Source organism: Pseudonocardia nantongensis, assembly GCF_046546495.1.
Taxonomy (GTDB): domain Bacteria; phylum Actinomycetota; class Actinomycetes; order Mycobacteriales; family Pseudonocardiaceae; genus Pseudonocardia; species Pseudonocardia nantongensis.
In genome coordinates this window covers 95,418-120,352 of record NZ_JBKGXT010000009.1, presented here as the reverse complement: position 1 = coordinate 120,352, position 24,935 = coordinate 95,418, and the positions used below count along the sequence as shown (strand labels likewise).

The window sequence follows — 24,935 nt, the reverse complement described above, 5'->3', positions numbered from 1 at the left end:
CCGGGCCCTGCGGGCCCTTCGCGAGGAAGACCTCAACCGAGGAGCGCGACCCGGAGTTCGTCCGCGGATGCGTACACGGGCGTGACGCCGGCGGCGGCCAGCTCGCCCGGTTCGGCGTAGCCCCAGCCGGCGCCGACACAGCGCAGGCCGTGTTCGGCCGAGCCGTGCGCGTCGTGCAGGCGGTCGCCGACCATCAGCGGGGTATCCGGTCCGGACGGGTGCCCCAGCCGGTGCAGGGCCTCCGCGACGACATGCCCCTTGCTGGGCCGGTCGGCGGTCCGGGTGTCCCCGACGATCTCGGTGAACAGGTCCGTCCAGCCGTGCTGGGCGAGGATCTTGCGGGCCGACACCTCGGCCTTGCTGGTGGCCAGTGCCGTCGTGATCCCGGCCGCGGCCAGCGCCCGCAACAGCTCCTCGACGCCGGGATACGGCGTCGAGTCCAGGTGGCCCCCCTCGTCGCCGTAGATCCGCCGGTAGACCGGCAGTACCGTCGCGGCCCCGTCGGCACCGAGGATCGACGGGAGCGACTCGTAGAGCGGCGGGCCGAGCAGGTGGGTGCCCAGGGCGCCGTCCGGGACGTCCAGGCCGACCTCGTCGACCGCGCGGCGCAACGAGCCGAGGATGCCGGGTGCGGAGTCGACGAGGGTGCCGTCGAGGTCGAGCAGGATGTGGGTCAGCACGGCTCCATCATCCCTTTGCGCCATCCGTACACTCGTGCGCATGGCGAACGAGCTGTTCGGTCCGCTGTCCGGCACCGATCGGGTGGACGGGTTGCTCGACGACGCCGCCTGGATCGCGGCGCTGCTGGAGGTCGAGCTGGCGCTGTCGGCCGTCGCGGCCGAGCAGGGCGCAGTGTCCGACGACGACGCGGACGGCGTCGAGCGGGCGGTCGCGGCCGTCGCCGGGCTGGACCCGCACACGCTGGCCGCGGAGTCGGTGGAGGGCGGCAACCCGGTGATCCCGCTGGTCAAGCGGCTCAGGGCGGCCGCGGCCCGGATCCAGCCCGGCGCCGAGCGCGCGGTGCACCCGGGCGCGACCAGCCAGGACGTCCTGGACACGGCGCTGGTGCTGCTCACCCGCCGGGCCGGGCACCGGATCGTCGAGGATCTGCGGGCCGGTGCCGAGGCCGCGGCCCGGCTGGCCGCCGAGCACCGGGACACGCCGTGCGCGGCGCGCACGCTGGGCCAGCAGGCGTTGCCGACGACGTTCGGCGCGGTCGCCGCGTCCTGGTGCGCCGGGGTGGACCGGGCCGGTGCCCGGCTGGCGGGCCTGCTCGACGACCTCCCGGTCCAGTACGGCGGGGCCGCCGGGACGCTGGCCGCGACCCACCCGCACGGCCCGGCCGTCGCCGACGCGCTGGCCGCCCGGCTGGGGCTGGCCCCGCAGGGCACGCCGTGGCACACCGAGCGGACCCGGATCGGCGAGCTGGCCGGGGCGCTCGGCGTCGCGGCGGGGGCGTGCGCGAAGCCCGCCACGGACGTCGTGCTGCTGTCGGCCACCGAGCTGGGGGAGGTGTCCGAGGCGGCGCCGGGCGACTCGTCGTCGATGCCGCACAAGCGCAACCCGGCCGCGGCCGTCACCGCCCGCGGATCGGCCCGGCGCGCCCCCGGCCTGGTCGCGACGCTGCTGGCCTCGATGGAGCAGGAGCACCAGCGCGCCGCCGGGGCATGGCACGCCGAGTGGGAGACGCTGACGACGCTGCTGCGGGTGAGCGCCGGGGCCGCCGCGCGGCTGCGGGTATGCCTGGCCGGGTTGGAGGTCCATCCGGACGCGATGACGCGCAACCTGGCCCTGGCCGCCGGGGCTGGCACCACGTCCCACCCGCCCGGCGTCGGGCACGCGCCGGACCTGGTGGACCGGGTGCTCGCGGGACGGCCGTGGTGACCGCCGATCCGGCCGACGCCGGGGAGCGCCGGGAACAGGTCCGCTCGCTGGCCCGCGGCCTGGCCGTCATCCGGTCGTTCGGCGCAGGGCGTCCGGCGCAGTCGCTGTCCGACGTCGCCCGCGCCACCGGCCTGACCCGGGCCGCGGCCCGCCGGTTCCTGCTCACCCTGGCCGACGAGGGGTACGTGCGCACCGACGGGCGGCTGTTCACGCTCACCCCGCGGGTGCTGGAGCTGGGCTGGTCCTACCTCTCGGCGATGGGCCTGCCCGAGGTCGCGGCGCCGCACCTGGAGCGGCTGGTCTCCGCGGTCGGCGAGTCGGCGTCGGTGTCGGTGCTCGACGGCGACCCGGAGACCGGTTACGACGTCGTCTACGTCGCCCGGGTGCCCACCTCCCGGATCATGGCGGTCACCATCACGATCGGTACCCGCTTCCCCGCCTACGCGACGTCGATGGGCCGGGTCCTGCTGGCCGCGTTGCCGCCGGCGACCCTGGACCGCCACCTCGGGCACCTGGCCCCGGAGGCGCTGACCGCGCACACGGTGGCCGCACCGGCGGCGCTGCGGGCCGAGCTGGAACGGGTCCGTGCGGACGGGCACTGCGTCGTCGACCAGGAGCTGGAGGCCGGGCTGCGGTCGGTCGCGGTGCCGGTGCACGATCGGGCCGGACGGGTGGTGGCCGCGGCGAACGTGTCCACCCACGCCTCGCGGCGGGACGCCGGCTCGCTGCGCACCGAGATCCTGCCCGAGCTGCGGGCCTGTGCGGACGGGATCGAGGCGGACTTCCGCGCCGGGGGCGCGTAGGCGGTGCAGCGCCGGGGGCCGGGCCGGTGGCACCATCTCCGGATGGACGTCGTGACCCCCGTCACCCGATCGCTCGCCACCGACGCCGGTACGGAACCGTGAGCGGGCCGTTGCTGGACCCGGCCGACCCGGCGCACGCCCGGGTCGCGGACCGGCTGGCCGCCGAACCGATCCTGTGGTTCGGCACCGTCTCGGCCGACGGCCGCCCGCACTCGGTGCCGGTCTGGTTCCTGTTCGCCGACCCGGTGGTGCTGGTGTTCAGCCGTCCGGACACCGCGAAGATCGGGCGGCTCGCGCAGCGGCCGGGGGTGGCACTGTCGCTGGACACCGCGGCCGGCGGCACCGACGTGGTGATCGCCGAGGGGACCGCCCGGCCCGGCACGGGCGAACCTGCGGACGAGCTGGTGAGCGCCTTCGCCGGCAAGTACGCGGCGACCCTGGGGGAGGGTTTCGCTAAGTGGCGGGAGACCTTCTCCCGGCCGGTGCCGGTCGACCTGGACCGGATCGTCGCGTGGTGGCAGGGGCCCTGCGGTCTGGACCGGGTCGCCGTCCGCTGACCACGTCCCCGCCGGCCCGGTGGCCCGCGGGCCAGCGCCGGGTCCGGGGCACGCCGTCGTCGTCGGCGGAGGCGTGGTGGTCGCGCTCGATCGCATGGGTCGCAGCGGTCAGTGCCGCCGCGAGTTCGGGAAGCATCCGGCGGATAGCGCGCGGTGGGCATGGCGGTCGGTGTCGGGCGCAGCCCGCAGCGGCTCCTGCAGCCCGGCGAGGAGCTGGTCAGCTGGATCGAGGGCCTCGGCGAGATGCGCCAGACCTTCGTCGCCGACTCGCGCACCACAGCCCGGACGGAACGGGGGCCTGAGATGGGCATGCACCGGCTCACCCGGGTGACGATGGGTGTCCCGAACGTCGCCGAGACCATCGCCCACTACACCGAGTTCGGCCTCGAGCACGGAGACCGGCTCGGTCGCGGTCAGCGCACCGGCGTCGAAGTCGCGGGCCGTCCCGAACCGTTCCAAGCGGGCCGCGATACGGGCGATGTCGTCGGTGTCGTCGACTCCGACACCGAGCTCGACGAGCTGCCGCCGGGGTGCGTGCACCACGCGCAGCTGCTCGCCGCCGTCGCGGGGCGCCAGCGATCCGGTACTACTCCGACATGGACTACATCCCGGAGGACGAGCTCTGGGAGCCGGAGGTGTTCGAAGGGTGGTCAACTGGGGCCCGCCACCGCCCCCGTCGTTCCTGGAGCCCGACGACCTGGCCGCCCTGATGACCGGCCAGCACGCGCCGACCTGATCTGACGGGACGATCGAGCTCCCACGCGGCGACACCGGCACCGACCGCATCAGGCTCTGATCGCCCCGGTGATCGCCGATCCGGAACGAATCCGGCCATCTGTGGCCGGATTCGTTCCGAATCGGCGATCACTCGCGCCGCTGGGCGTGCCCAGCCCCAGCTCACGTCGCGCGGGACATGGCCCGGGCCACGGCGATGACGGCCGGCTCGCCGTGACCGACGATATCGGCTCCGGCAGGCGGCGGGTGTTCGTCACCACATCTACGGCGCCAGCACCTGGCTGCCCACCCTCATGGTCAACGCCGGGTACGACCTGAGCTCCTCGCTGGAGTTCCTGATCGTCTTCAACGTCGACGCATCGGCGCCCCCGAGGACGCGTCGACGGAGTGGGTGACCGCGACGCTGCGGACCATGACCGGCGCCACGACCCCGATCCGGGAGCGCTCGCGCGATCCGGTGACGGCCCGGATGCTGGTCGCCGACCGGGTACCGCGCCGGGCGGTGCTTCGTGGCCGGCGACGCCGCGCACCTCAACCCGCCGTGGGGCGGTTTTCTGTGCGACATGTAGCTGGGTTTTTGCCCTTGGTTTTGGCTAACATGGCACCATGACTGCCGTGCCCCTAGGCGAAGCCCGTGACCGGCTCTCCGAGTACGTCGCCGATGTTGAGCGCACCCACGAGCGGGTCACCATCACGCGCCACGGCAACCCCGCAGCCGTGCTCATCTCTGCCGATGATCTCGCCTCGATCGAGGAGACCTTGGCGATCCTCGGTACGCCCGGTGCTGTGCAGGCGGTCCGGGAGGGACAGGCCGACGCCGCGGCTGATCGAGTTGCCGACAACGACGAGATCAAGGCCCACTACGGGGTCACGTGAGCGAGCAGTACCACGTCCAGGTCACTGTCCGTGCCGCCCGCGACCTGGAGCGGCTGCCGGAGAAGATCGCGACGGCCTGCGTCGAGTTCATCTTCGGGCCCCTGGCGCAGACCCCACACCGGGTGGGCAAGGCCCTCCGGAACGAGCTGATCGGCCTGCACTCTGCCCGCCGCGGCGACTACCGGGTCGTCTACGCCATCATCGAGGACCGACACCGGGTAGACATCTTGCACATCGACCGGCGCAGCGACGTCTACCGACAGTGATGGGCTGACGACCGCTGCCTTCGCCGGCTATTAGTACTGCAACGGCACCTGGTTCATGTGGGTGGGCGTTCGCCGCGGCGCCGGTAGCGGCAGGTTCGGGCTTGGTGTCGGCGTCGCCAGGTCGACCAGCGCAGTACGTGCTCGAGGCAGGTGATCGGAGCGAGGGCGAGGGTCGCGAGCAGGTAGCGGATCTCGTTGGCCGACAATGGGATCAGATGTCGCTGCCGGCGCCGGCGCCCCCTTCTCGGTGGCGTGTTCGCCTGCGCGGGTGGCGGCGAGGTAGCCGGCGGCGGGCATCGCAAGCGTGATGTGGGGGCGCACCACGACCGATAGGAGCGGACCTGGTAGTGGTCCAATCCGGCTTCGTTCTTCGCGGTCTGGAAGGACTCCTCGATAGCCCTCGGGCACCGGCGAGCCCGGCCGCGTCGAGGGCCACCGCGGAACGAGTGGACCGAGATCGCCCCGACCGGGAGTACCGACCGAGCTGGCCCCGAGCCGATGGCGGGCTCAGGGTGTGGGCAGCCAGATCTCCCACGCGATGTCGTCCGGGTCACCGAACGACACGAACTCGGCGTATCCCGCGTCGCGCACCGGGGAGTGCCCGACGCCATGCGCGTCGAGGTGGGCCACCCACGCGTCCAGCATCGACCGGTCGACCACCGTGACCGCGAGGTGGTCGAGTCCGGTGCGCTGCGGGTCGAACCGGTCGTGCGAGCGCTCGTAGGGCTCGTGGATCCCGAGGACGAGCGCGGAGTCCGGGTGGCGCAAGAGCTGGCGCGGGTGCCGCGCCTCGGGCGGCCCCTCGCGTCGCTCGCTCGCCTGCTCGAACCCCAGGACCCGCTCGTAGAACGCCACGCTCGCCGCCATGTCGCGCACGACGAGCGCGACATGAGCGACCTGTGTGAAGGTGGGCATGCCGCTCCCGATCACTGGACCCACACCGTCTTGGCATTCACGAACGACAGCGTGCCGAAGCTCGCGAGCTCGCGGCCGTAGCCCGAGTTCTTGGCCCCGCCGAAGGGGACCTCCGGCGTCGAGGCAGTGATCTTGTTGATGTTCATCATGCCGGTCTCGACCTCGTTGACCAGGCGCTCCGCCTCGCCCGCGTCCTGGGTCCAGGCGCTCCCGCCGAGGCCGAAGCTCGAATCGTTGGCGATCGCGATCGCCTCGTCGAGGTCCGTCGCCCGGAAGAAGAGCGCCACCGGGCCGAAGAGCTCCTCGTAGTAGGCCGGCGCCTCCTTCGGGATGTCGGCGAGCACCGACGCCGGGTAGAAGTTGCCCTTGCCGCCCAGCGGCGTGCCTCCGGTCAGGAGCTTCGCGCCCGCGACCACCGAGTCCTGCACCTGCCGGTCGAGCTCCTCGAGGCCCTGCGGTCCCGACAGCGGCCCGAGATCGGTGTCCTCGGCCATCGGGTCGCCGACCTCGAGCGCCTCCATCTTCTCCACGAGGAGCTGCTGGAACTCGTCGGCGACCTGCTCGTGGACGATGATCCGCTTGGCGTTGATGCAGGACTGGCCGTTGTTGAGGGTGCGCGACGCGACGGCCGCGTCGGCGGTGGCGTCCAGATCGGCCGAGGGCATCACGATGAAGGCGTCGCTGCCGCCGAGCTCGAGCACGCTCGTCTTGACGTTCTTCCCGGCGCGGGCGCCGACCTCACGTCCGGCGGGCTCGCTGCCGGTGAGGGTGACCGCACGCACACGGTCGTCGTCGACCATGGCCTCGATCATCGAGGAGCCGATGAGCAGCGTCTGGAACACATCCCGCGGGAAGCCGGCCCGCACCAGCACGTCCTCGATGGCCAGCGCGACCTGCGGCACGTTCGAGGCGTGCTTGAGCAGGCCGACGTTGCCGGCCATCAGGGCCGGGCACAGGAAACGAAAGACCTGCCAGTAGGGAAAGTTCCACGGCATGATCGCCAGCACCGGACCCAGCGGCTGGTACCGGGTGAAGACCCGGGCGTTCGACGGCGCGTCCGCGGGATCCCACGGGTGGTCGGCGAGGTGCTCGACGGCGTGGTCGGCGTACCAGCGGCACCCGAGCGCACACTTGCCGACCTCCGCCTTCGCCGCAACGAAGGTCTTGCCCATATCCAGGGTCGCGAGCTCGGCCAGGCGGTCGGTCTCGGCGTCGAGGATGTCGGCGGCAGCGCGCATCCACCCGGACCGCTGCTCGAACGTCGTGGCGCGGTAGTTCTGGAACGCCTCCCAGGACCGCTGGATCCTGTCCTCAAGCTCCTGCTGGGTGAGGGAGTCGAACTCCCGGACCGTCTCCCCGGTGGCGGGATTCGTCGTCTCGATGGCCATACCCTGGCCTACCCTTCTCACCGAACTACACACGCTGGACCGGTGTGGGAAGTAATGCGGCGACTGGCCGGCCCGGCGAGAAGCGGGGTCAGGGCGTGACGAGTCCGGTGCGGTAGACCTCGGCGGCCCGGGGGACCTGGGTGACGCCGAGCTCGGCGGCCACCGCGGCGAGGCCCTCCTCGGCTCCGGCGAGGTCGACCTGCCCGTCGGCGGTGAACCACGGCGCGACGAAGCGGGCGTGGTAGCGCCGGACCTCGGCCGGGGTGTCGCGGGCCAGGAACCGCTGCAGGTAGGCGACGGCGGTCTCCGGGTCGGCAGCGAGCAGGGCCAGGGCCCGCCGCTGCGCACGCACCGCGGCGAGGACCGCAGGGTCCTCGAGCGAGATGACAGCGGGATCGACGGCGAGCCCGACGGTCGGGACGGCCAGGTGATCGCCGACCCAGGCGAGCTCGTGGAATCCCTCCTCGGCGGCGACCTGTGCGGGGTCGAGGGTGCTACCGAGGTAGGCGGCGTCGACCTCGCCCGCGCGCAGCCGTCGCAGGTCCATCGCGTAGTCCCCGGGCGGGCGGATCACGCATTCCAGGTCACGGTCGGGATCGAGGCCGTGACGGCGCAACACGATGCGGGCGAAGCATCCCGGCGCGGTATGCGGGGCGTGGACCAGCAGGCGACGTCCCCGCAACGCTTCCATCGAGCTCAGGTGCCGGCCGCCGACGAACCAGAACAGCGGCCGATGGGTGCTCACCGACAGCGCGGTCCACTCGACGCCGTCGGTCAGCCGCGCGAACACCGAGCGCCCCAGCCCGATGGTGGCGCCGCGACGTAGCCGCTGGTCGTTCCAGCTCACCCCGTCGCGCACCGCGAGGTGCACGCCCTCTTGCTCGGGGAAGCCTTCCTGATCCGCCACGTACGCGACGAGCTCTTCATGCAGGCCGTGGCCGACGTAGGTCATATCGAGGGTGTGCATGCGGTGCTCCTGGAACGGATCGGGTCGTCGTTGCGGTCACGACACGGGGTCACGGCATGATCAGGCCACCGTTGACCGGCGCCCAGCTGCCGGTGGTGAAACCGCCGTCGTCGCCGGCGAAATAGGCCACAGTGCGCGCGACGTCCTCGGGTCGGGCGAGCCGACGCATCGGTGTCGCCGCGGCGAGCTGCTCCTTGAGCTCGTCGGAGAGCCGCCCGCTCACTGCGGTGTCCTCGACCGTGGAGGGGGCGACGACATTGGCCGTGACGCCGTGCGGTGCCACCTCGTCGGCGACGTAGCGCACGAAGGAGTCCAGGGCGGCTTTGGCGACACCGAGCGCGATCATCCCGGCTCGAGGGCGGCGTGCCAGGCCGGTGGACAGATAGACCAGCCGTCCGTACCGACGCTCGATCATCCCCGGCACCACCGCGTGGGTGAGCAGGTACGCCGCGCGCATCTCCTGGTCGAGCTTGCTGCCGAGCTGCTCCCAGGTCAGCTCCGCAAACGAGGTGACCGGGAACGGCGTCATCGCGTTGTGGACCATCACGTCGAGCCGGCCCCACTGTGCGGCGACCGTGTCGACGAGCCGCGTGACCTCACCCGGGTCGGTCACGTCGCCCTGAGCCACCAGCGCGTGCCCGCCGGCCGCGCGGACGTCCTGCGCGACGGCATCGGCCTCGGCCGCGCTGTCACGATGGTTGACCACCACCCGGTGACCGCGTCCGGCGAGTTCGCGCGCGCTTGCGGCCCCGATACCGCGGCTGGCTCCGGTCACCAGGCACACTCGATCAGTCATCCGCCCTCTCCCCCGCTGTCGATCTCGAGGACAGTGTTCCCGTGGACATCCGCCGCCGAACCCTGCGGCGCCTACCGGTACGCGGCGGTCAGCACCGCCGGACACCAAGGCCTCGGGACCTCGAAGGAAGCCGCGGGCGAACTGTGGAACGACGGTCGAGTGACAGTGCTCGGCAATGGCCAGGTGGTGTGAGCTCTCTGAGCGACGGCCGACCGCTCGTGAAGTGCTGACCGTGGGTCCGATTCAGGATTCATCGGGTGGGGCGGCTAGGAGCTGTTCAAGAAGGTGCGCGATGTCCCCGAACGTTACGGGCACTGGCGGTCGATTTACGAGCTGTTCCGGCGCTGGCAGCGCGAGCGGGTGCCCCCGCACGGTGGCCACGACGGTCGCGCCGAGCACACGGGGTGGTCGGCGGCGACCGTCACCGCGGCTCAGGGTCGCGATCGGTAGTCGTCGAGCACCGCGGTCAGTTGCACGACGATGAAGTCGTAGTAGCCGGCCATGGCGCGCAGGCGCGCCTGCTGGGTCTCGGGCAGCGTCGCGCCCAGCGCCTGCGTGCGGTGGGCGAGGTCGCGCAGCTCGACGGTCTGCTGGAGCTGGTGTTCCAGGCAGCCCGCCCAGGCGTCGGCGCGCCACTCGTAGACGAAGTGCCGGGTCCCGGGTTGCTTGAACCGGCGGACGACGCCGTTGCTGATCAGCAGTCGGGTGATCTCCGAGATCGATCCCCCGCTCGCGCCGGTCTCGGCCTGCAACTGGTTCGTGGTCATCGGTTGCGCGCTGAGCAGGAGTGCCGCCGCGGTGCGGCCGGCCAGTGGCGGCCAGCCCATCGTCTGTCCCATGACGGTGGCGAAGTCCTCGGTCACGGCGTGCCCCGCAGGGGATGCGGTACGGGTGTCGGCCACTCGGGTTCCTTCGCGTTGCGATGAACTTTCGGTATTGACTGAGAGTTGGGGCACAGTGAGAGTACCTGCCACCGGCAGCCGTACCCGGCGAGCTGCCCCGGTCCCTCGGAGGTCGAACCCGTGACGAGCGCGTGGGATGTCATCGTGATCGGAGCCGGGTCGTCCGGCGCGCCGCTGGCCACCCGGCTCGCGGAACGGGGGAGGCGGGTCCTGCTCCTCGAGGCCGGTCCGGCGTTCCGGTCGGCGGAGATGGCCGAGGTGTGGCGCTCGCCGAACCCGGTGCGGGCGCTGATCGACCCCGAGGCGAGCGCGCCGCTGGTGTGGCCGGACCTGCTCGCGACCCGGACCGACAAGCAGGAGGCCGCGCTGTACTGGCGCGGCCGGGGCACCGGGGGCAGCTCCTCGATCAACGGGCAGATCGCGATCCGGCCGCCGACCGACGACTTCACCGACTGGGCCGGCCAGGGATGCACCGGGTGGTCACCGGAGGACGTGCTCGGCTACTTCGCCCGCTCCGAGGACGACGAGCAGTTCGGCGACGCGCCCTACCACGGCCGCGGCGGCCCGACCCCGATCCACCGGATGCGCCGCGAGGACTGGGGTTCGGTGGACACCGCGCTGGCTGCCGCGGCGCTGGCCGCCGGGCACGGCTGGGCCGAGGACGTCAACGCGCCCGGCGCGGGCGGGGTGTCGCCGTACCCGATCAACTCCCGGGGCGGCCGGCGGGTCACCGTGAACGACGGGTACCTCGAGCCCGCGCGCAACTCGGATCTGCTCACGGTGCGCGGGGGAGCCCTGGTCGAGCGGGTACTGATCGAGAACGGGCGGGCGGTCGGGGTGCGCTACCTCGACGGCGCGTCGGTGGTCGAGGAACGGGCGGCGGAGGTGGTGCTGAGCGCGGGTGCGGTGCACTCGCCCGCGGTGCTGATGCGCTCGGGCATCGGCCCCGCCGCAGCGCTGCGCGCCCTGGGCGTCGACGTCGTCGCCGACCTCCCGGTCGGGCACGGCCTGCAGGACCACCCGATGGTCGGCGTGGCGATCGCGCTGAACGAGCCCTCGGCCAGCCGGACCGCCGACGACCGGCACACCAACGTCTGCGTCCGCTACACCAGCAACCTCGCGGGCGCCGGCCCGCACGACATGATGTTCGTGTCGCTCAACCAGAACGTGCTGTCCATGGAGAGCGCCGACCTGCGGTTCGGCGCGGGCGCGTTCGGCGTGTGGGTCAACCAGGCGTTCTCCCGCGGGTCGGTCACGCTCACCTCGACCGACCCCGCTGTCCAGCCCGAGGTCCGCGAGTCCATGCTCTCCGACGAGCGGGACCTGGTCCGGCTGCGGGCGGGGATCCGGGCGCTGGTCGACATGGCCCGGGGCGACGACGTCGCGGCAATCTCGGAGGGGCCGGTCGAGCGGGTGAACACGCGGCTGCTGTCGGTCCTCGACGACGACGCGCAGCTCGACGACCACCTGCTGGCCACCGCCGCCGACGCCCAGCACGCCACGAGCACCTGCCGGATGGGCGACCCGGCCGGCGCCGACACCGTGGTCGACCCGCAGTGCCGGGTCCTCGGCGTGGAGGGCCTGCGGGTGGTCGACGCGTCGATCTTCCCGTCGGTACCCCGGGCCAACACCAACCTGGCCGCGATCATGACCGGCGAGCTGATGGCCGACCGGATCGACCACGCGGCCGCGCCGTGACCGCCCCGTCCCCGCCCGCCGGCCCCGGCGCCGTCAAGCGGGCGGTCGCCGACCGGATCCGGTCGGCCGGCGACGACCTGGTCGGGCTGTCCCACCGGATCCACGCCCATCCCGAGCTGGCCTTCGCCGAGATCCGGGCCAGCCGCTGGGTCGCCGACGCGCTCGACGCCGGCGGGTTCTCCGTCGAGCACGGCTGCTACGACCTGCCCACCGCCGTGCGCGCCACCGTCGGTTCCGGGCCGTGTCACGTCGCGATCTGCGCCGAGTACGACGCCCTGCCCGGGATCGGCCACGCCTGCGGGCACAACGTGATCGCCGCGGCCGCCGTCGGCGCCGGCCTCGGCCTGGCCCGGTTCGCCGACGACCTCGGCCTCACCGTCACCGTGCTGGGGACCCCGGCGGAGGAGGGTGGCGGGGGCAAGGTGCTGATGCTCGAGCGGGGCGCGTTCGACGGGCTCGACGCCGCGATGATGGTGCACCCGGCGGCCGTCGAGACGGCCGCGATGCCCGGCTCCGCGATCGCGATGTTCGACGTGGCCTACCGGGGCACCCCCGTCCACGCCGGCGCCTACCCGGAGCTCGGGGTCAACGCCGCGGACGCGATGACCGTCGCCCAGGTCGCGATCGGGTTGCTGCGCCAGCAGACCACCGGCTCCGACCGGATCCAGGGGATCGTCACCGAGGCCGGCGCCGCGCCGAACATCATCCCCGACGCCAGCCGGGGCCGCTGGATCGTCCGCACCGAGACGGTCGAGGCCCTGGCCCCGCTCACCCACCGGGTCCGGCGATGCTTCGAGGCCGGTGCGCTGGCCACCGGGTGCGAGCTGAGCACCGACCCGGCCTGCCCCGACTACGCCGACCTGCGACCCGACCCCGGCCTGCTGGCGCTCTACCGGGCCAACGCCGAAGCACTCGGACGGACGTTCCCCGAGCTGCCCGCCGGCGGGATCGTCGGCGCCGCCACCGACATGGGCAACGTCTCGCACGTCGTGCCCACCATCCATCCCATGCTCGGCCTGGACTGCGCCCCGCGGTCAATCACCAGCCCGAGTTCACCGCGGCCTGCATCACCCCCGCCGCGGACCGGGCCGTGCTCGACGGCGCGATCGGAATGGCGTGGACCGCGGCCGACCTCGCCGCATCGCGGACGGAGCCTGCCCGATGAGCACCGACCCGGCCCCCGTCGACGCGCCCCACGAGGCCCCGGCCGCACGGAGCCGGGTGATCGACGAGCTCAGCGATCCCCGGACGTGGGAGCAGGCCGGACGCGAGTTCCGCACCGTGGCGCCCACCCTGCGGTCACTGCCCGCGACGATGCCCGCGATCCGGTCGTCGGGATCGTCGGAACCGCGGCGGCCGGGGCGGCCGAGCGCCGGGAACGGTCGATGACCCGCACCGTCTACGAGGCCTGGCTCCCCACCCTGCCCGACGGCCGGATCATCCTGGCCCGCCACGCCGCCCTCGGACGGGTGCGATGGCGAACTCACCGGGGGTCGGGCCGGTCTGCGGTGTCGCGCATGTCGACCCGCCTGGTGTGCACGGTGACTCCGCCGTCCGGGCGCCCGTCGGCCAGCACCGCGGCCCGGATGCAGGCGTGCGTCCACATGTTGAGCTGGACCTCCTTGGCCACCCGGAGCCGGTTGTAGAGCAGGTGCGAGAGCCGGTCCCCTGGCCGGGCCCAGGACTCGATGTCGAACCGCAGCCGGCCGTCGTCGTCCGCAGCCGCGCGGAACTCGATCCGCCCGGCCTCCAGGTGCCCGTGCAGGGTGACGAAGGCGAACCCGGTCGGGTCCGCGGAGACCACCCGCACCGGCCCGTCCCAGGGCCCGGGCATCCGGACCAGGAACTCGTCACCGACGGCGATCGTGCCGGGGTCGCCGCGGGTACGGCGGAACACCGCGAACTCCGGCGACCACCGGTCCGGGTCGCGCATCAGCCTGCTCATCAGCTCGTCCGGACGGAGCCGGGAACCCGTGATCCGCACCGCGTAGCGACGATGCAGCAACGGGCCGTACCCGTCGCGTACCTCCTGCACCCGCTCGTCGCCGTCGGGCACCGGGCCCGGAGGCAGGTCCGAGCGGTCCCCCGCACGGTCGCTGCGGTGCACCGGGGTGGTGCGCCAGAAGTACCGCCAGGACACCACCGCGATACCCAGCGGCCAGCGCAGCAGCGCACCGACCCGGCGTGAGCGGATGGTGCCGGTGACCGGTTCCCGACGCGGCATCCGACGATGAGAGCACGGGTGTAGCAGCGGCGCTCGCGGGAACACCCGCTCATGACCGTCGGAAACGTGCTGCGCCGGACCGGCGCCCGGGAGGGGCACCTGCAGGCCCTGTCCCTGTCCACGATCGTGCTGGCGATCGGCCTCTGGCTGCGCGCCAAGACCGTCGACCAGGACGAGCGGGGCAACGCCGAGCGGCGCGCGATCTTCGTGGGCCTGTGGCCGCCGATGTTCTGGCTGATCGGCGACTCGGTGCGCAAGGGCGGGAAGCGCTGAGACGGCCGGCGCAGTGGCCGGGAGCCCCCGGCACCCGGATGTCGGTCGGGAACGACCGGGACACCGCGGCGGGCAGGACGGGTGTCGACGACCGTGACCTGGCCCGGCAGCTGGACGAGCTCGCCCAGTCGGCGGTGAACTACGACCCCGCCGACGCCCCGGTCTCGGCGGCGGATCCGCGCTGGCACGTGGACACCGGACGGGCCCTGCTCGGTACCGAGCGGCCCGGCCCACCGGAGCCGGGCGGGCTCTGGGAATCCGCGTGCATCCTGGTGCGCGACTACGAGTTCACCGACCACCGGCGGTTGCGCGGGATCTACCGGCCCGGCGATCCGCTACTCGGGCGGAACATGCTGCTGCAGGGACGGTTCACGCTGCTCCGCTTCTATCTCGGAGTCCGGGTCACCGACGTCGTGGACACCGAGCACGACGGTCGGCGCGTCTGGGGCTGGGCTTACGAGACGCTGTCCGGGCACCTCGAGCAGGGCCGGCTGAGCTACGAGGTCGTCAAGAACCTGGCGAGCGGCGAGGTCATGTTCTGGATCCGGGCCTACTCCCGCCGCGCACCGGTGCCCAACCCGCTCTACCGGTTCGGCTTCGCCCTGTTCGGACGGCCGATCCAGCTGGAGTTCTACCACCGGGCCGGGCAACGGATCCGGGACGCGGCCCGGGCGCACCGCGCGGGGGCCCCGCTGCCGCGGGCGCCCACCGACCGGCAGGTGGTCGTGGCCCCGCAGGGTAGCTCGCGGCACTGGTGGGACCGGCTGGTCGTTCACGTGCACCACCCCGGAGCCTGAACCTGGCACGGCCGACCTCCGGGTGGCAGGGACTCGGCCGGTCGCGCGCCCGCGGCCGATCGGCATTCCCCGCTCGCCGGCGAAGCCGTCCACCCGGACCACCTGGCCGGGGGTGCCCGCCCGTAGCGTGCAGTGCGGGAAGATGAGCCCGCGGAACTGTACAGAGGCGCAGTGCCTGGACGAGTGCGGCGGTGGGTAGGACCGTCTTCATGCAGACCTCGATCAGCGCGATCGGCTCGGCCCGGCCGGCCACCGCGTGGGAGCGCTACGCCGACCTCGACCGCTGGCCCCGCTGGGCACCTCAGATCACCGGGGTGGAGGCGCCGGCGCGCCGGCTCACTCCCGGCTTGCGCGGCAGCGTCCGCGTCTGCGGCGTGGTGGGCGTGCCGTTCGAGGTACTCGCGGTGGACGAGACGGCCCGTACCTGGAGCTGGAAGGTGCGAATCGGTCCGGTGCGCCTGCACCTCGAGCACGGCGTCGATGCGGAAGGCCTGGGCTCACGATCCTGGCTGCGCATCCGCGGGCCCGCTGCCGTGGTGCTGCCCTACACGCCGGTGGCCTTCGTCGCGCTGCACTGTCTGGTTCTGTGACCGGCGGACACGCCGTACCGGGAGCCGGACTCGGCACGGAACCGGCACGGGAGTGGCATATCGGCGACCCTGCTCAGCCGAACGCGGCTCGCACTCCCTGCCTGGCCCGCAACACCGCAGCCACCGCAACCGCAACCGCGCCGACAGCGGCCACCACGGATACCGGGCCAGGCGCCTCGACGGTGATCCAGAACAGCGCCCAGACCGCCGTCGCGGCGTAGGGCACCGCGGCCGCCGTGCGGAACGTCGCGTACCCGACCACGACGACCGCCACGAGCAACAGCAGCGCACCCTCCACCGGGCCGAGCGCGGCACCCCAGTAGGTCAGCGTCACCGAGAACCCGGCCAGCGTCGCCAGCGACACCCAGCCGGCGTAGAACGCCAGCGGTCCGTGGACCAGCACTCGGTCGGCCACGCCGGCCGCCGGGACCGCGGCGAGCCGCCACAGCAGCACCGCGAGGGTCACCAGCAGCGCGACGATCACCAGCTGGGCGGTGCCGAGGAGCTCCTGCGAGAAGATCACGATCCAGCCCGCGTTGAACGCCGCCGTCGCGACGAACGACCAGCCGACCGCCCGGTGGACCGGGCGGGACCGCTGCCCCGGCAGCGACTGGTACACCGCGTACAGCAGCAGCCCCAGATAGATCACCGACCAGACGGAGAACGCGATCGTCGCGGGCGCCAGCACGGAGGGGTAGCGGTCGGACAGCACCCGCTGCGACTCCCCGAACAGGCCGCTGCCACCGAGCGAACCGGCCACCGTCTGCAGCACGGCTGCGGCGAGCACCACCCAGGCCCGGACCGTGTCGGCGCGCGTGGCCGGACCGGTACTCCGGATCGTCGTCATGCCAGGGACCCCCTGCGATCGAAACTCTCTCGATCATAAAGGCACTTCGCCGGTCCCGCTTCCCGAGCGGTGGTGGCGAGCAGCGGTACCGCGCGGCTGGTCGACCACGCGACCGGACTACGTGTTGCTCGCATGAGGGCCGGGCGCGTCGGTCGCGCGCCACTCGCGGAGACGTTCGTGGCTGCGCACCAGCCGCAGCATCGTTGTTACCCCGATCCCGCCGACCATGTTGCCCAGGACTGTCCACCCGAAGAACACGATCCAGTCGCCGTACCCGTAGGGGCCCCCGGCGTGGATGCCGCCGAAGATGAACAGTGTGTCCAGTACCGAGTGATACATCGACAGCCCGGCCACCAGGAAGGCGACCGCGATCGAGGCGAGCACCTTGGCGACGTCGTTGTCGGTGCCGCTGCGCATGCGGGTCAGCAACGTCATCGCGACCCCGGCCAGCACGCTGAGCAGGAACGTCGACAGGCCCAGGGTCGCGGTGGCATAGGTCTTGCCGTTCGTGACCGCGATCGGATCCAGCGCCGGGAACGCGGTGACGATCGCCCACATCCCTACCCACGCGCCGATCAGGTTGCCGAGCAGGGTCAGTGCCCAGAACCGGACCAGCCGGAGGTAGGTGGCTTCCTTGGCGACGACTACCGCGATCGGGACGAGGAAGCCTTCGGTGAACAGTTCGCTGTTGCCCAGCAGGAGGATCACGAAGCCGATCGAGAACGCCAAGCCGGCGAGCAGCTTCGATCCGGTCGCCTGCTCGACGGCGAGGAAGGCCAGTACGCCCAGCGCGATCTCCACTCCGGCGATCGTGCCGCTGGCCAGTAGCTCGGCGACGGAGCGGAACAGCCGGGGGCGCCCCCGCTCGACGATCTGGTCCAGCGCGCGCTCGACCTCGTCTTCTCGTAGCGAGGCCGGTCGGCCCTTGGCGTCGGCCTCGGTCGAATCGTCCGGTTCGGTGTCCACAGGATGAAGTGTGGGTGCGCAGCCCCGCTCCGGCACGTCGTGCTGCCGGGCTTTACCTGGCGTCCGCGCAACTTCTCGATCGACCGGGCCCTCGCTGCTCGGGGGGCGAGGCGTGGGCCGGGCTGGCGCGCGCTCGGCTGGGTTGGCCCGGCGCGCCCCGACCGGTGTCCGCCGGGCGCGTTGTCATGCGCGAACTCGTCGTGGGCGGCCAGCCGGGCAGCGCTGCCCGCGTGGTCTACGGCCTCTGCGCCGCACGGTGGGCAGCAACGAAGCGGGCGCGCCGGGTGCCGGGCGCCCCACCGTCCCGGGGGGCGAAGTCGACGTAGTTTCGACTACCCGGCAATGAACGACGTTCAGTCGTCGTCCGTGACGGCGTCCTTGAGCTTCTCGCCCGCCTGTTTGAGGTTGCCCTTGGTCTGGTCGCCCTTGCCCTGGACCTCGAGCTCCTCGTCGCCGGTGACGTCGCCTACCGTCTCTTTGATCTTGCCCTTGACCTCGTCGGTCTTCCCGTCGGACTTCTTCTCGTCGGCCATGTCAGCAGCCTTCCCGCAGGTGATGTGCCCAAACGTCGATACGATGCGCGCCGGCCCGTGCCGGAGTGGCCGCGCCGGCACAACCACGGCCACGGTGTCGGTCAGGACGTCTCTGCCAGTGCCCGGCGGGTCAGCGCCGGGCCCTGGCCACGCCGGCGTCGTCGGTCGAGGCGTGGAGATCGCGCTCGATCGCATGGGCCGCAGCGGTCAGTGCCGCCGCGAGTTCGGGAAGCATCCGGCGGTGATAGCGCGCGGTGGGCATGGCTATCGAGAGGGCCGCGGCGGGCGTGCTCCGGGTGTCGCCCACCGCGTGCCCGACGGCCGTGAGTCCGGCCTCGGTGCCCTGGTCGTTGATCGCGAACCCGCGCCGCCGCGTCTGGCGGACGACGCGTTCCACGGCCTCGCGGGAGACCCCGGTCCGGGACTCGTCGGCGTAGCGGGCGTCGAGCTCGGCACGGCTGAACCGGGCGAGTACGGCCCTCCCGCCGGAGGCGAGATGCGCCGGGAGGATCCGCCCCTCCCGGTCGCCGACGCGCAGGATGTGGGCGCACTCGACGGTCGCCACCATCTGGACCTGCGTGCCGAGCAGGACCATCACGTTGGCGGACTCACCCGTCCGCTCGACGAGCGTGCGCAGGTGCGGGAGCGCGATGCTCCGCAGGTGGGTCACGGGTTCGACGCCGTTGAACGAGCGCATGACGGGGCCCGCGGCGTACCGGCGGTCGTCGTCCTGCTCGGCGAAGTCCCGGTAGACGAGCATCGTGAGCAGCCGGTGTGCCGTCGACCGGGCGACCCCGAGCCGCCGCGCCGCCTCCGTCACGCCCAGTGGCCCCTCCTGCTGCAGCAGGACCGCCAGTCGCAACGCGTGGTCGACCGAGTCGATGCTGTACGTCGGCTTGTTCTTCACCGAAGAAAACTACCTGCCGCTGGCAAGAACGTTCTGACGTCCTCGCCGGACGATCGACCCGGTCGTTGGAGCTGGTCGTTCGAACCGCTGGTCGCGGAGCTCGAGGAGGAGATCCTGGGGATGCCGGACGAGGTCGACGACGACCCGGCCCGCGGGAACACCCCTGCCCGGGGTGGTGTTGGCTCGTGCGAGAGGCCGAGGGCGAGGAACCGAGGGCGAGGAACCGAGCGCGCGGGGCGGGGCGTCGCGTGAGGAGCGGAGGCGATGTGAGCGGGCGGCTGCACCTGGCGGTGGAGATCGGTGGCGCGGGACGCCATCCCGGCGCGTGGCGGCTGCCCGGCGCCGGTGACCTGTTCGCCGCAGGCACCCACGTCGAACGGGTCCGCACCGCCGCGCGTGGCGGCCTCGACCTGGTCGTGCTGCCCGACACGTTCGCACCGCCGTCGGCCGACCCGGACGCGCTCCCCGGCACCCTGGACGCCGTCGCGCTGGCCGCCCGGATCGCCCCGGCCGTGCCGGGGATCGGCGTGGTCCCGGTCGCGCCGGTCACCCACACCGAGCCGTTCCACCTGTCCACGGCGATCGCCACCCTGGACTTCGTGTCCACCGGTCGCGCCGGCTGGCAGCCCGACGTGTCCCGCACCCGGGCCGAGGCCGACCTGTTCGGGCGCACCGGCCCGGCACCGGCCGACGCGCTCTGGCGGGAGACCGGCGAGGTGATCGAGGCCGTCGCTCGGCTCTGGGACTCCTGGGAGGACGATGCCGAGATCCGGGACGAGGCGACCGGCCGGTTCGTCGACCGGGAGAAGCTGCACTACGTCGACTTCGCCGGCGAGTTCTTCTCGGTGAAGGGCCCGTCGATCACCCCGCGCTCGCCGCAGGCGCAGCCGCCGACCGTGCTGCGCGGTGACGAGGCCGCGGCGCTGCCGGTGGTGGGGCGCCACGCCGACGTCGTGCGGGTGGCCGCGGACACCGTCGCCGGGGCCGCGGAGGCCCGGGACCGGGTCCGGGCCGCCGTCGCGGACGCCGGGCGCGACCCGGAGCGGGTCGCGGTGCTGCTGGACGTCGAGACGCTGCTCGGCGACCGGGTCGGGGAGGCCCTGCGGGAGCTGGACCTGCTCGCCCCGGCCGGGGCGGGCACCGCCGCGCGCACGCTGCGCTACGTCGGCGACCCGGCCGGGCTGGCGGAGCTGCTCCGGGGCGCCGTCGAGGAGCGGGCCGCAGACGGGTTCGTGCTGGCCCCGCTGGCCCTGCCGTCCGGCCTGGACGCCGTGGTGGACGGCCTGCTGCCGGCACTCGGCGACGCCTGGGTCCCCGCCCCGTACGACGGTTCGCTGCGCGCGCGGTTCGATCTCGCGCGCCCCGCGAACCGGTACGCGACGAGCTGAGCGCCACGGACCCGGCGTGCCGTCACGCGTCTTGAACGGGGCAGGAATCCCTGGACCGTCGAGTTCCTGCCAGCTACCGTGAGCGCGTGCTGCGCAGCGTCTCGGTCCTGGTCCTCGACGAGCTCGCCGTCTTCGAGTTCGGGGTGCTCTGCGAGGTGTTCGGCCTCGACCGCTCCGACGACGGGCTGCCGGTGCTCGACTGGACGGTCTGCGGCGTCGAGGCCGGGCAGCCGGTGACGACCCGCAACATCGGCGTCACGATCACGCCGGACCGCGGGCTGGACGCGCTGCCCGGCGCCGACCTGGTCTGCGTGGCCGCCACCGGCCTGCGCGAGTACCCGCCGGAGGCACTGGACGCGCTGCGCGAGGCCCGGGCCCGTGGCGCGATCCTGCTGTCGGTCTGCTCCGGCGTGTTCGTGCTCGGCGCCGCCGGGCTGCTCGACGGCCGCCGCTGCACCGTGCACTGGAAGCACGCCGCCGAGCTGCGCGCCGCGCATCCCGGCACGGTCGTCGAGGAGGACGCGCTCTACGTCGACGACGGCGACCTCATCACCGGTGCGGGCACCGCCGCCGGGATCGACGCCTGCCTGTACCTGGTCCGCCGCGAGCTCGGCGGTTCGGTCGCGAACGGGATCGCCCGCCGGATGGTCGTGCCGCCGCAGCGGGAGGGCGGCCAGCGCCAGTTCGTCGAGCTGCCGGTGCCCGAGTGCACCGGCGACTCGCTGGCCCCGGTGCTGAGCTACCTGATCGAGAACCTGGACCGCGAGCACACCGTGACCGGGCTGGCCCGCCGGGCCGCGATGTCCGAGCGGACCTTCGCCCGCCGGTTCGTCGCCGAGACCGGCACCACCCCGCACCGGTGGATCTCCGCGCAGCGGGTGCTGCACGCCCGCACCCTGCTGGAGGAGACCGACCTCGGGATGGACGCCATCGCCACCCGTGCCGGGTTCGGCACCGCGGCGCTGCTGCGGCACCACTTCCGGCGGGCCCTCGGCGTCGCGCCGGCGGACTACCGGGCCACGTTCCGCTGCGAGCGCGAGTGCGGGGAGGACGCCGCGGTCCCGGCGTGAGGCCCGCCCCGGCGTGAGGGACTCGCACCCGGGCGTGAGGGACTACACAGCCGTCGGGAACGCTGCGCAACGCGCTCGTATCGCACGATGAGCGGTATGCCCACCACACCGTCGTCCGCCCGAGCCACGTCGCCCGGGTCGACCCGGGAGCGGATGCGGCGGGCCCCGGTGGAGACCGGGCTCGGGATGCGCCCCGCCCCGGACGCCGCGCGCGGCGTCGCCCGGATCCAGGCCCCGATCGGCCCCGGCGTCCGCACCGCCGGTGGCGGGATCGCCCCGGTGCTGCCCGCGCTGCTCGCCGACTCCGGGATCGGTTACCTGGTCTTCTCCACCGCGAAGCTGACGGCCGGGGCGCCGACCCTGGACCTGCGCCTGGACCTGGTCGGGGCCCCGGCGCCGGAGGCCCGGTGGCTCACCGCGGGCCTGACCCTGCTGCACCTCGACGACGAGATCGGCGTCGGGCGGGCCGAGATGCGCGACGACACCGGTGTCCTGGTCGCGCACGCGGTCGTCACGATGGCGCTGAGCGGTGTGCCCGCCCGGCCCGGCGGTCTCGCGACCGGCGGTGGCCCGGTGGACCCGGACGCCCGCGGCACCCGGGACGGCGACTCCCCGGACGCCGGGGAGCCGGACTTCCGGTCCGCGCTGCCGCCGTTCGACCCGTCCCGGCTCGACCCGGCGGCGCTGGAGGTCGCCGACGTCGGCGGCGACGTGCTGTTCACCCCCGGTCCCTCCACCGCGAACCTCAACGGGACCACGCACGGTGCCGTGCTGAGCGGGCTCGCCGCGGCCGCGCAGGCGTCGCACCTGCGGCGCGGCGACGGTGCAGCTGCTCGTTCCGCTGGCGCTCCTCATGGCGCGGATGCTCGTTCCGCTGGCGCTCCTCTCGGTGGCCCGGTCCGCCCGCTGTCGCTGACCGTCGAGTTCCTGCGCCCGGTCCAGGTCGACGCGACGCTGCAGGCCCGCAGCGAGACCGTCCGGGACGGCAGGCGGTTCTGGTCGGTACGCACCGAACTGCTGCTGCCCGACGGGCGGCCCGCGGTGCGCGCGGTGGGTGGCGGGCTCCGGTCGGCGGGATCCGGAGCGCCGGGTGACCGGGTGCGCACGGCGGGGTGATCGTCGGCACCCGGCTGTTAGCGTCGTCACCACCCGTTCCCCGGAGGTGTGCATCGTGTCGAACCCGTCCCCGTCCGTACCGGACTCCCGCCCGTACCGGGTGGCGGTGATCGGGGCCGGCCCCTCCGGGCTCTACACCGCCGAGGCGTTGCTGGCCGGGGACGAGAACGTGCACGTCGACGTCTACGACCGGCTGCCCGCGCCGTACGGCCTGGTCCGCTACGGCGTCGCCCCCGACCACCTCAAGATGAAGTCGGTGATCCGCGCGCTGGTCTCCACGTTCGACGACGCCGAGCGGGTCCGGTTCCTCGGCAACGTGACCGTCGGACCGGACGGGGAGTCCGGCCCGGCGATCCCCGGCGAGGTCCTGCGCGAGCACTACCACGCCGTCGTCTACGCCACCGGCAGCGCGAACGACCGCGACCTCGGGGTCGAGGGGGAGGACCTGGCCGGGTCGGTCGGGTCCGGGGCCTTCGTGGCCTGGTACTGCGGGCACCCGGACGCCGCCGGGCCCGGGCCCGCGCTGGACGCGACCGGTGCGGTCGTCGTCGGTGCCGGGAACGTCGCGATCGACGTGGCCCGGATGCTGGCCCGCCCGGCCGAGGACATCGCCGCCACCGACGCGCACGACGTCGTGCTGGAGGCCCTGCGCGGCAGCGCCGTCACCGACGTGCACGTGCTGATCCGGCGCGGCCCGCAGCATGTCCGGTTCACCCCGGCCGAGCTGCGCGCGCTGGCCAAGCTGGACGACGTCGAGGTCGTCGTGCACGACGACGGCGTGCTCGCCGCCGGCGTCGAGGAGCCCGGGGAGCGCCGGATGCGGCAGGTCCTCGAGAGCCTCACCGAGTGGCGGACCGACCCGCCCGGCCCGGGCGGCCGCCGCCGGATCCACCTGCGATTCCTGCGCTCGCCGCTGCGGCTGGTGGGCCGGGACGGCCGGGTGAGCGGGGTGCAGGTGGAGCGCAACCAGGTGACCGACGACGGGCGCGTCCGGGGCACCGGGGAGACCACGACTCTGGACGCGGGGCTGGTCGTGCGGGCGATCGGCTACGCCGGCGAGCAGATCCCCGGGCTGCCCTTCGACGAGGCCCGCGGCACCGTGCCGCACGAGCAGGGCCGGGTCCTCCTCGGGGCGGAGCCGCTGCGCGGCAGCTACGTCACGGGCTGGATCAAGCGCGGCCCGACCGGCGTGATCGGCACCAACAAGAGCGACGGCACGGAGACCGCGGCGTCCGTGCTGGCGGACCTGCCGGACCTGGCGAACCCGTCCCGGCCGAACGGGGACGCGGTACTGGACCGCTTGCGGGAGTTCGGGATCGAGCCGGTGCTGTGGGACGACTGGCTCCGTGTGGACGCCGCCGAGATCGCCCTGGGCGAGCAGCGCGGCGGCACCGAGCGGGTCAAGATCGCCGACCGGCGGCAGATGCTGGACGCCGCGCGCGGCACGGCCCCGTCCCGGGGCCGCACCCGGTAGCGCGCAGGGGCGGGGGCGTCAGCGCTCAGCAGGGGTCGACGGCCAGGACGCAGGGCATCGCGAGCATCCGGGTCTCGAACTGCTCCGCCTCGCCCGGGGTCATCGACATCGTGCAGGTGACCGAGCCGTAGCCGACGCCCTCGCGGACGTCGACCGCGAACTCCCGCAGCGGGCGCCCGCAGGTCTGCAGCGCGGTCGCGACCTGCATGGCCCCGTTCAGGCCGTCGTCGGTGACGACGGTGTGCCGGCGCGGCATCCGGGAGGCGATGTCGGCGGCGCCGCCGGAGGAGGCGGGGAAGGTGAAGGTGGCCGGACGGTCGACGGTGATGCTCATGATGGGTGGCTCCATGCGTTGCGCGAGAAGAAGCGGGAACGCGAGCCAGGTCTCGGAAACCTCGCCGCAGTGTGCGGGAGGGAGAGCGCCGGTGATTCGGCGCGGGCGCGTCGGCGGCCTGGATCAGCCGACGCGCAGCGCTACTACCGCGAGAAGTCGTGCGGGCAGCGCTGCGCTGTGTCCGAAGACAGTCGGACGAGCAAGGGTGTGCTCGACGGGGCGCATGGCGATCACCGTAGCAACCGGGTGCGGCCTGCGCCACACGGGCCGCCACGACTAGCCTGGGCGCGCCGCACCGGCCCGACCCGAGGGGGAGTCCTGTCGTGATCACCGCGATCGTCATGGTGCACACCGCTGCCGACCGGATCCCCGAGACCGCGCAGGCGATCGCGGACCTGGACGGGGTGGCCGAGGTCTACTCCTGCGCCGGGGACGTCGACCTGGTCGCGATCGTGAAGGTGCGCGAGCACGAGCAGCTCGCCGACGTGATCGCCGGCAAGCTCAGCAAGGTCCAGGGCGTGATCGGCACCGACACGCACATCGCCTTCCGCTCCTACTCGAAGGCCGACACCGACGCCGCCTACGCCATCGGCCTGGACTGAACTGCCCCCACCCACCTCGCGTTGTGG

27 protein-coding genes and 2 pseudogenes are annotated in these 24,935 nt (G+C 73.3%); 16 read left to right on the top strand and 13 right to left on the bottom strand.

Annotation, left to right across the window (positions count from 1 at the left end; all coding sequences use genetic code 11):
* Nucleotides 1-32: 32 nt before the first annotated feature.
* Entirely contained in the window at nt 33-680 is a 648-nt protein-coding gene (locus ACLFMI_RS11990; protein WP_410947874.1) for an HAD hydrolase-like protein, read from the bottom strand.
* A gap of 40 nt (nt 681-720) precedes the next feature.
* Between ACLFMI_RS11990 and ACLFMI_RS11985 the strand changes: the two genes are divergently transcribed.
* From ACLFMI_RS11985 to ACLFMI_RS11975, 3 genes are all read left to right on the top strand, one after another.
* Nucleotides 721-1,884, top strand: a complete 1,164-nt coding sequence (locus ACLFMI_RS11985) for a lyase family protein (protein WP_410947873.1) — start codon at nt 721-723, stop codon at nt 1,882-1,884.
* Nucleotides 1,881-2,687 (top strand): IclR family transcriptional regulator domain-containing protein, encoded by an 807-nt coding sequence (locus ACLFMI_RS11980; RefSeq protein ID WP_410947872.1) that lies wholly within the window; start codon nt 1,881-1,883, stop codon nt 2,685-2,687. The genes ACLFMI_RS11985 and ACLFMI_RS11980 overlap by 4 nt, the downstream gene beginning before the upstream one ends.
* 98 nt (nt 2,688-2,785) lie before the next feature.
* Nucleotides 2,786-3,244: a pyridoxamine 5'-phosphate oxidase family protein gene (locus tag ACLFMI_RS11975; protein ID WP_410947871.1), complete on the top strand. Its 459-nt coding sequence runs from the start codon at nt 2,786-2,788 to the stop codon at nt 3,242-3,244.
* A 108-nt stretch (nt 3,245-3,352) separates the two neighbouring features.
* On the opposite strand, the gene ACLFMI_RS11970 is transcribed toward ACLFMI_RS11975, so the two are convergent.
* The gene (locus ACLFMI_RS11970; protein ID WP_410947870.1) at nt 3,353-3,787 is read right to left on the bottom strand and encodes a hypothetical protein; all 435 of its coding nucleotides are present in this window, start codon (nt 3,785-3,787) and stop codon (nt 3,353-3,355) included.
* 683 nt (nt 3,788-4,470) lie between these two features.
* Here ACLFMI_RS11970 and ACLFMI_RS11965 point away from each other — a divergent pair.
* The 3 genes and pseudogenes from ACLFMI_RS11965 to ACLFMI_RS11955 all read left to right on the top strand — a co-directional run.
* Nucleotides 4,471-4,548 (top strand): annotated as a pseudogene (locus tag ACLFMI_RS11965) (FAD-dependent monooxygenase); the annotation flags it as partial.
* A gap of 37 nt (nt 4,549-4,585) precedes the next feature.
* Nucleotides 4,586-4,855 carry a type II toxin-antitoxin system Phd/YefM family antitoxin gene (locus ACLFMI_RS11960; protein WP_410947869.1) on the top strand — a complete coding sequence of 90 codons (270 nt, stop codon included), beginning with the start codon at nt 4,586-4,588 and terminating at the stop codon, nt 4,853-4,855.
* Nucleotides 4,852-5,121, top strand: a complete 270-nt coding sequence (locus tag ACLFMI_RS11955) for a type II toxin-antitoxin system RelE family toxin (RefSeq protein WP_410947868.1) — start codon at nt 4,852-4,854, stop codon at nt 5,119-5,121. Before ACLFMI_RS11960 ends, ACLFMI_RS11955 begins: the two co-directional genes overlap by 4 nt.
* A gap of 507 nt (nt 5,122-5,628) precedes the next feature.
* On the opposite strand, the gene ACLFMI_RS11950 is transcribed toward ACLFMI_RS11955, so the two are convergent.
* From ACLFMI_RS11950 to ACLFMI_RS11930, 5 genes are all read right to left on the bottom strand, one after another.
* Nucleotides 5,629-6,036 carry a VOC family protein gene (locus ACLFMI_RS11950; protein ID WP_410947867.1) on the bottom strand — a complete coding sequence of 136 codons (408 nt, stop codon included), beginning with the start codon at nt 6,034-6,036 and terminating at the stop codon, nt 5,629-5,631.
* A gap of 11 nt (nt 6,037-6,047) precedes the next feature.
* Nucleotides 6,048-7,424, bottom strand: a complete 1,377-nt coding sequence (locus tag ACLFMI_RS11945) for an NAD-dependent succinate-semialdehyde dehydrogenase (protein WP_410947866.1) — start codon at nt 7,422-7,424, stop codon at nt 6,048-6,050.
* Nucleotides 7,425-7,512: 88 nt separating this feature from the next.
* Nucleotides 7,513-8,391, bottom strand: a complete 879-nt coding sequence (locus ACLFMI_RS11940; protein ID WP_410947865.1) for an ABC transporter substrate-binding protein — start codon at nt 8,389-8,391, stop codon at nt 7,513-7,515.
* Nucleotides 8,392-8,440: 49 nt separating this feature from the next.
* Nucleotides 8,441-9,187 carry an SDR family NAD(P)-dependent oxidoreductase gene (locus ACLFMI_RS11935; RefSeq protein ID WP_410947864.1) on the bottom strand — a complete coding sequence of 249 codons (747 nt, stop codon included), beginning with the start codon at nt 9,185-9,187 and terminating at the stop codon, nt 8,441-8,443.
* A gap of 431 nt (nt 9,188-9,618) precedes the next feature.
* A complete protein-coding gene (locus ACLFMI_RS11930) occupies nt 9,619-10,089 on the bottom strand; it encodes a GbsR/MarR family transcriptional regulator (RefSeq protein WP_410947863.1) in 471 nt (156 codons plus the stop codon).
* Nucleotides 10,090-10,209: 120 nt separating this feature from the next.
* Between ACLFMI_RS11930 and ACLFMI_RS11925 the strand changes: the two genes are divergently transcribed.
* Together ACLFMI_RS11925 and ACLFMI_RS11920 are read left to right on the top strand one after the other, a co-directional pair.
* Entirely contained in the window at nt 10,210-11,787 is a 1,578-nt protein-coding gene (locus tag ACLFMI_RS11925; RefSeq protein WP_410947862.1) for a GMC family oxidoreductase, read from the top strand.
* A pseudogene (locus tag ACLFMI_RS11920) lies at nt 11,784-12,746 on the top strand (amidohydrolase); the annotation flags it as partial. The gene ACLFMI_RS11925 and the pseudogene ACLFMI_RS11920, both read left to right, overlap by 4 nt.
* Before the next feature lie 524 nt (nt 12,747-13,270).
* On the opposite strand, the gene ACLFMI_RS11915 reads toward ACLFMI_RS11920, so the two are convergent.
* The gene (locus ACLFMI_RS11915) at nt 13,271-14,011 is read right to left on the bottom strand and encodes a DUF1990 family protein (protein WP_410947861.1); all 741 of its coding nucleotides are present in this window, start codon (nt 14,009-14,011) and stop codon (nt 13,271-13,273) included.
* A 51-nt stretch (nt 14,012-14,062) separates the two neighbouring features.
* Here ACLFMI_RS11915 and ACLFMI_RS11910 point away from each other — a divergent pair, with 51 nt between their 5' ends.
* The 3 genes from ACLFMI_RS11910 (at nt 14,063) to ACLFMI_RS11900 (ending at nt 15,671) form a co-directional block, all read left to right on the top strand.
* A complete protein-coding gene (locus tag ACLFMI_RS11910) occupies nt 14,063-14,284 on the top strand; it encodes a hypothetical protein (protein ID WP_410947860.1) in 222 nt (73 codons plus the stop codon).
* A gap of 38 nt (nt 14,285-14,322) precedes the next feature.
* Nucleotides 14,323-15,081, top strand: coding sequence for a DUF1990 family protein (locus tag ACLFMI_RS11905; RefSeq protein ID WP_410947859.1), 759 nt, complete (start codon nt 14,323-14,325; stop codon nt 15,079-15,081).
* A gap of 191 nt (nt 15,082-15,272) precedes the next feature.
* Nucleotides 15,273-15,671 carry an SRPBCC family protein gene (locus tag ACLFMI_RS11900; protein ID WP_410947858.1) on the top strand — a complete coding sequence of 133 codons (399 nt, stop codon included), beginning with the start codon at nt 15,273-15,275 and terminating at the stop codon, nt 15,669-15,671.
* 73 nt (nt 15,672-15,744) lie between these two features.
* Here the strand turns inward: ACLFMI_RS11900 and ACLFMI_RS11895 are convergent, their stop codons facing one another.
* The 4 genes from ACLFMI_RS11895 to ACLFMI_RS11880 all read right to left on the bottom strand — a co-directional run bounded on the left by ACLFMI_RS11895 (nt 15,745) and on the right by ACLFMI_RS11880 (nt 18,924).
* A complete protein-coding gene (locus tag ACLFMI_RS11895; RefSeq protein ID WP_410947857.1) occupies nt 15,745-16,518 on the bottom strand; it encodes a tryptophan-rich sensory protein in 774 nt (257 codons plus the stop codon).
* Between the two features lie 117 nt (nt 16,519-16,635).
* Complete coding sequence (locus ACLFMI_RS11890) at nt 16,636-17,484, bottom strand: formate/nitrite transporter family protein (protein ID WP_410947856.1); 849 nt, start codon at nt 17,482-17,484, stop codon at nt 16,636-16,638.
* Nucleotides 17,485-17,837: 353 nt separating this feature from the next.
* Nucleotides 17,838-18,017, bottom strand: a complete 180-nt coding sequence (locus tag ACLFMI_RS11885; protein ID WP_410947855.1) for a CsbD family protein — start codon at nt 18,015-18,017, stop codon at nt 17,838-17,840.
* Nucleotides 18,018-18,147: 130 nt separating this feature from the next.
* Nucleotides 18,148-18,924, bottom strand: coding sequence for an IclR family transcriptional regulator (locus ACLFMI_RS11880; RefSeq protein ID WP_410947854.1), 777 nt, complete (start codon nt 18,922-18,924; stop codon nt 18,148-18,150).
* Between the two features lie 266 nt (nt 18,925-19,190).
* On the opposite strand from ACLFMI_RS11880, the gene ACLFMI_RS11875 reads away from it, so the two are divergent.
* From ACLFMI_RS11875 to ACLFMI_RS11860, 4 genes are all read left to right on the top strand, one after another.
* Nucleotides 19,191-20,312, top strand: a complete 1,122-nt coding sequence (locus ACLFMI_RS11875) for an LLM class flavin-dependent oxidoreductase (protein WP_410947853.1) — start codon at nt 19,191-19,193, stop codon at nt 20,310-20,312.
* A gap of 86 nt (nt 20,313-20,398) precedes the next feature.
* Nucleotides 20,399-21,382 carry a helix-turn-helix domain-containing protein gene (locus tag ACLFMI_RS11870; protein ID WP_410947852.1) on the top strand — a complete coding sequence of 328 codons (984 nt, stop codon included), beginning with the start codon at nt 20,399-20,401 and terminating at the stop codon, nt 21,380-21,382.
* A gap of 96 nt (nt 21,383-21,478) precedes the next feature.
* Entirely contained in the window at nt 21,479-22,498 is a 1,020-nt protein-coding gene (locus tag ACLFMI_RS11865; protein WP_410947851.1) for a PaaI family thioesterase, read from the top strand.
* A gap of 55 nt (nt 22,499-22,553) precedes the next feature.
* Nucleotides 22,554-23,972: an FAD-dependent oxidoreductase gene (locus ACLFMI_RS11860; RefSeq protein ID WP_410947850.1), complete on the top strand. Its 1,419-nt coding sequence runs from the start codon at nt 22,554-22,556 to the stop codon at nt 23,970-23,972.
* Nucleotides 23,973-23,997: 25 nt separating this feature from the next.
* Here the strand turns inward: ACLFMI_RS11860 and ACLFMI_RS11855 are convergent, their stop codons facing one another.
* Nucleotides 23,998-24,306 (bottom strand): hypothetical protein, encoded by a 309-nt coding sequence (locus ACLFMI_RS11855; protein ID WP_410947849.1) that lies wholly within the window; start codon nt 24,304-24,306, stop codon nt 23,998-24,000.
* 323 nt (nt 24,307-24,629) lie between these two features.
* On the opposite strand from ACLFMI_RS11855, the gene ACLFMI_RS11850 reads away from it, so the two are divergent.
* Nucleotides 24,630-24,908 (top strand): Lrp/AsnC family transcriptional regulator, encoded by a 279-nt coding sequence (locus ACLFMI_RS11850; protein WP_410947848.1) that lies wholly within the window; start codon nt 24,630-24,632, stop codon nt 24,906-24,908.
* The last annotated feature ends 27 nt before the right edge of the window (nt 24,909-24,935 follow it).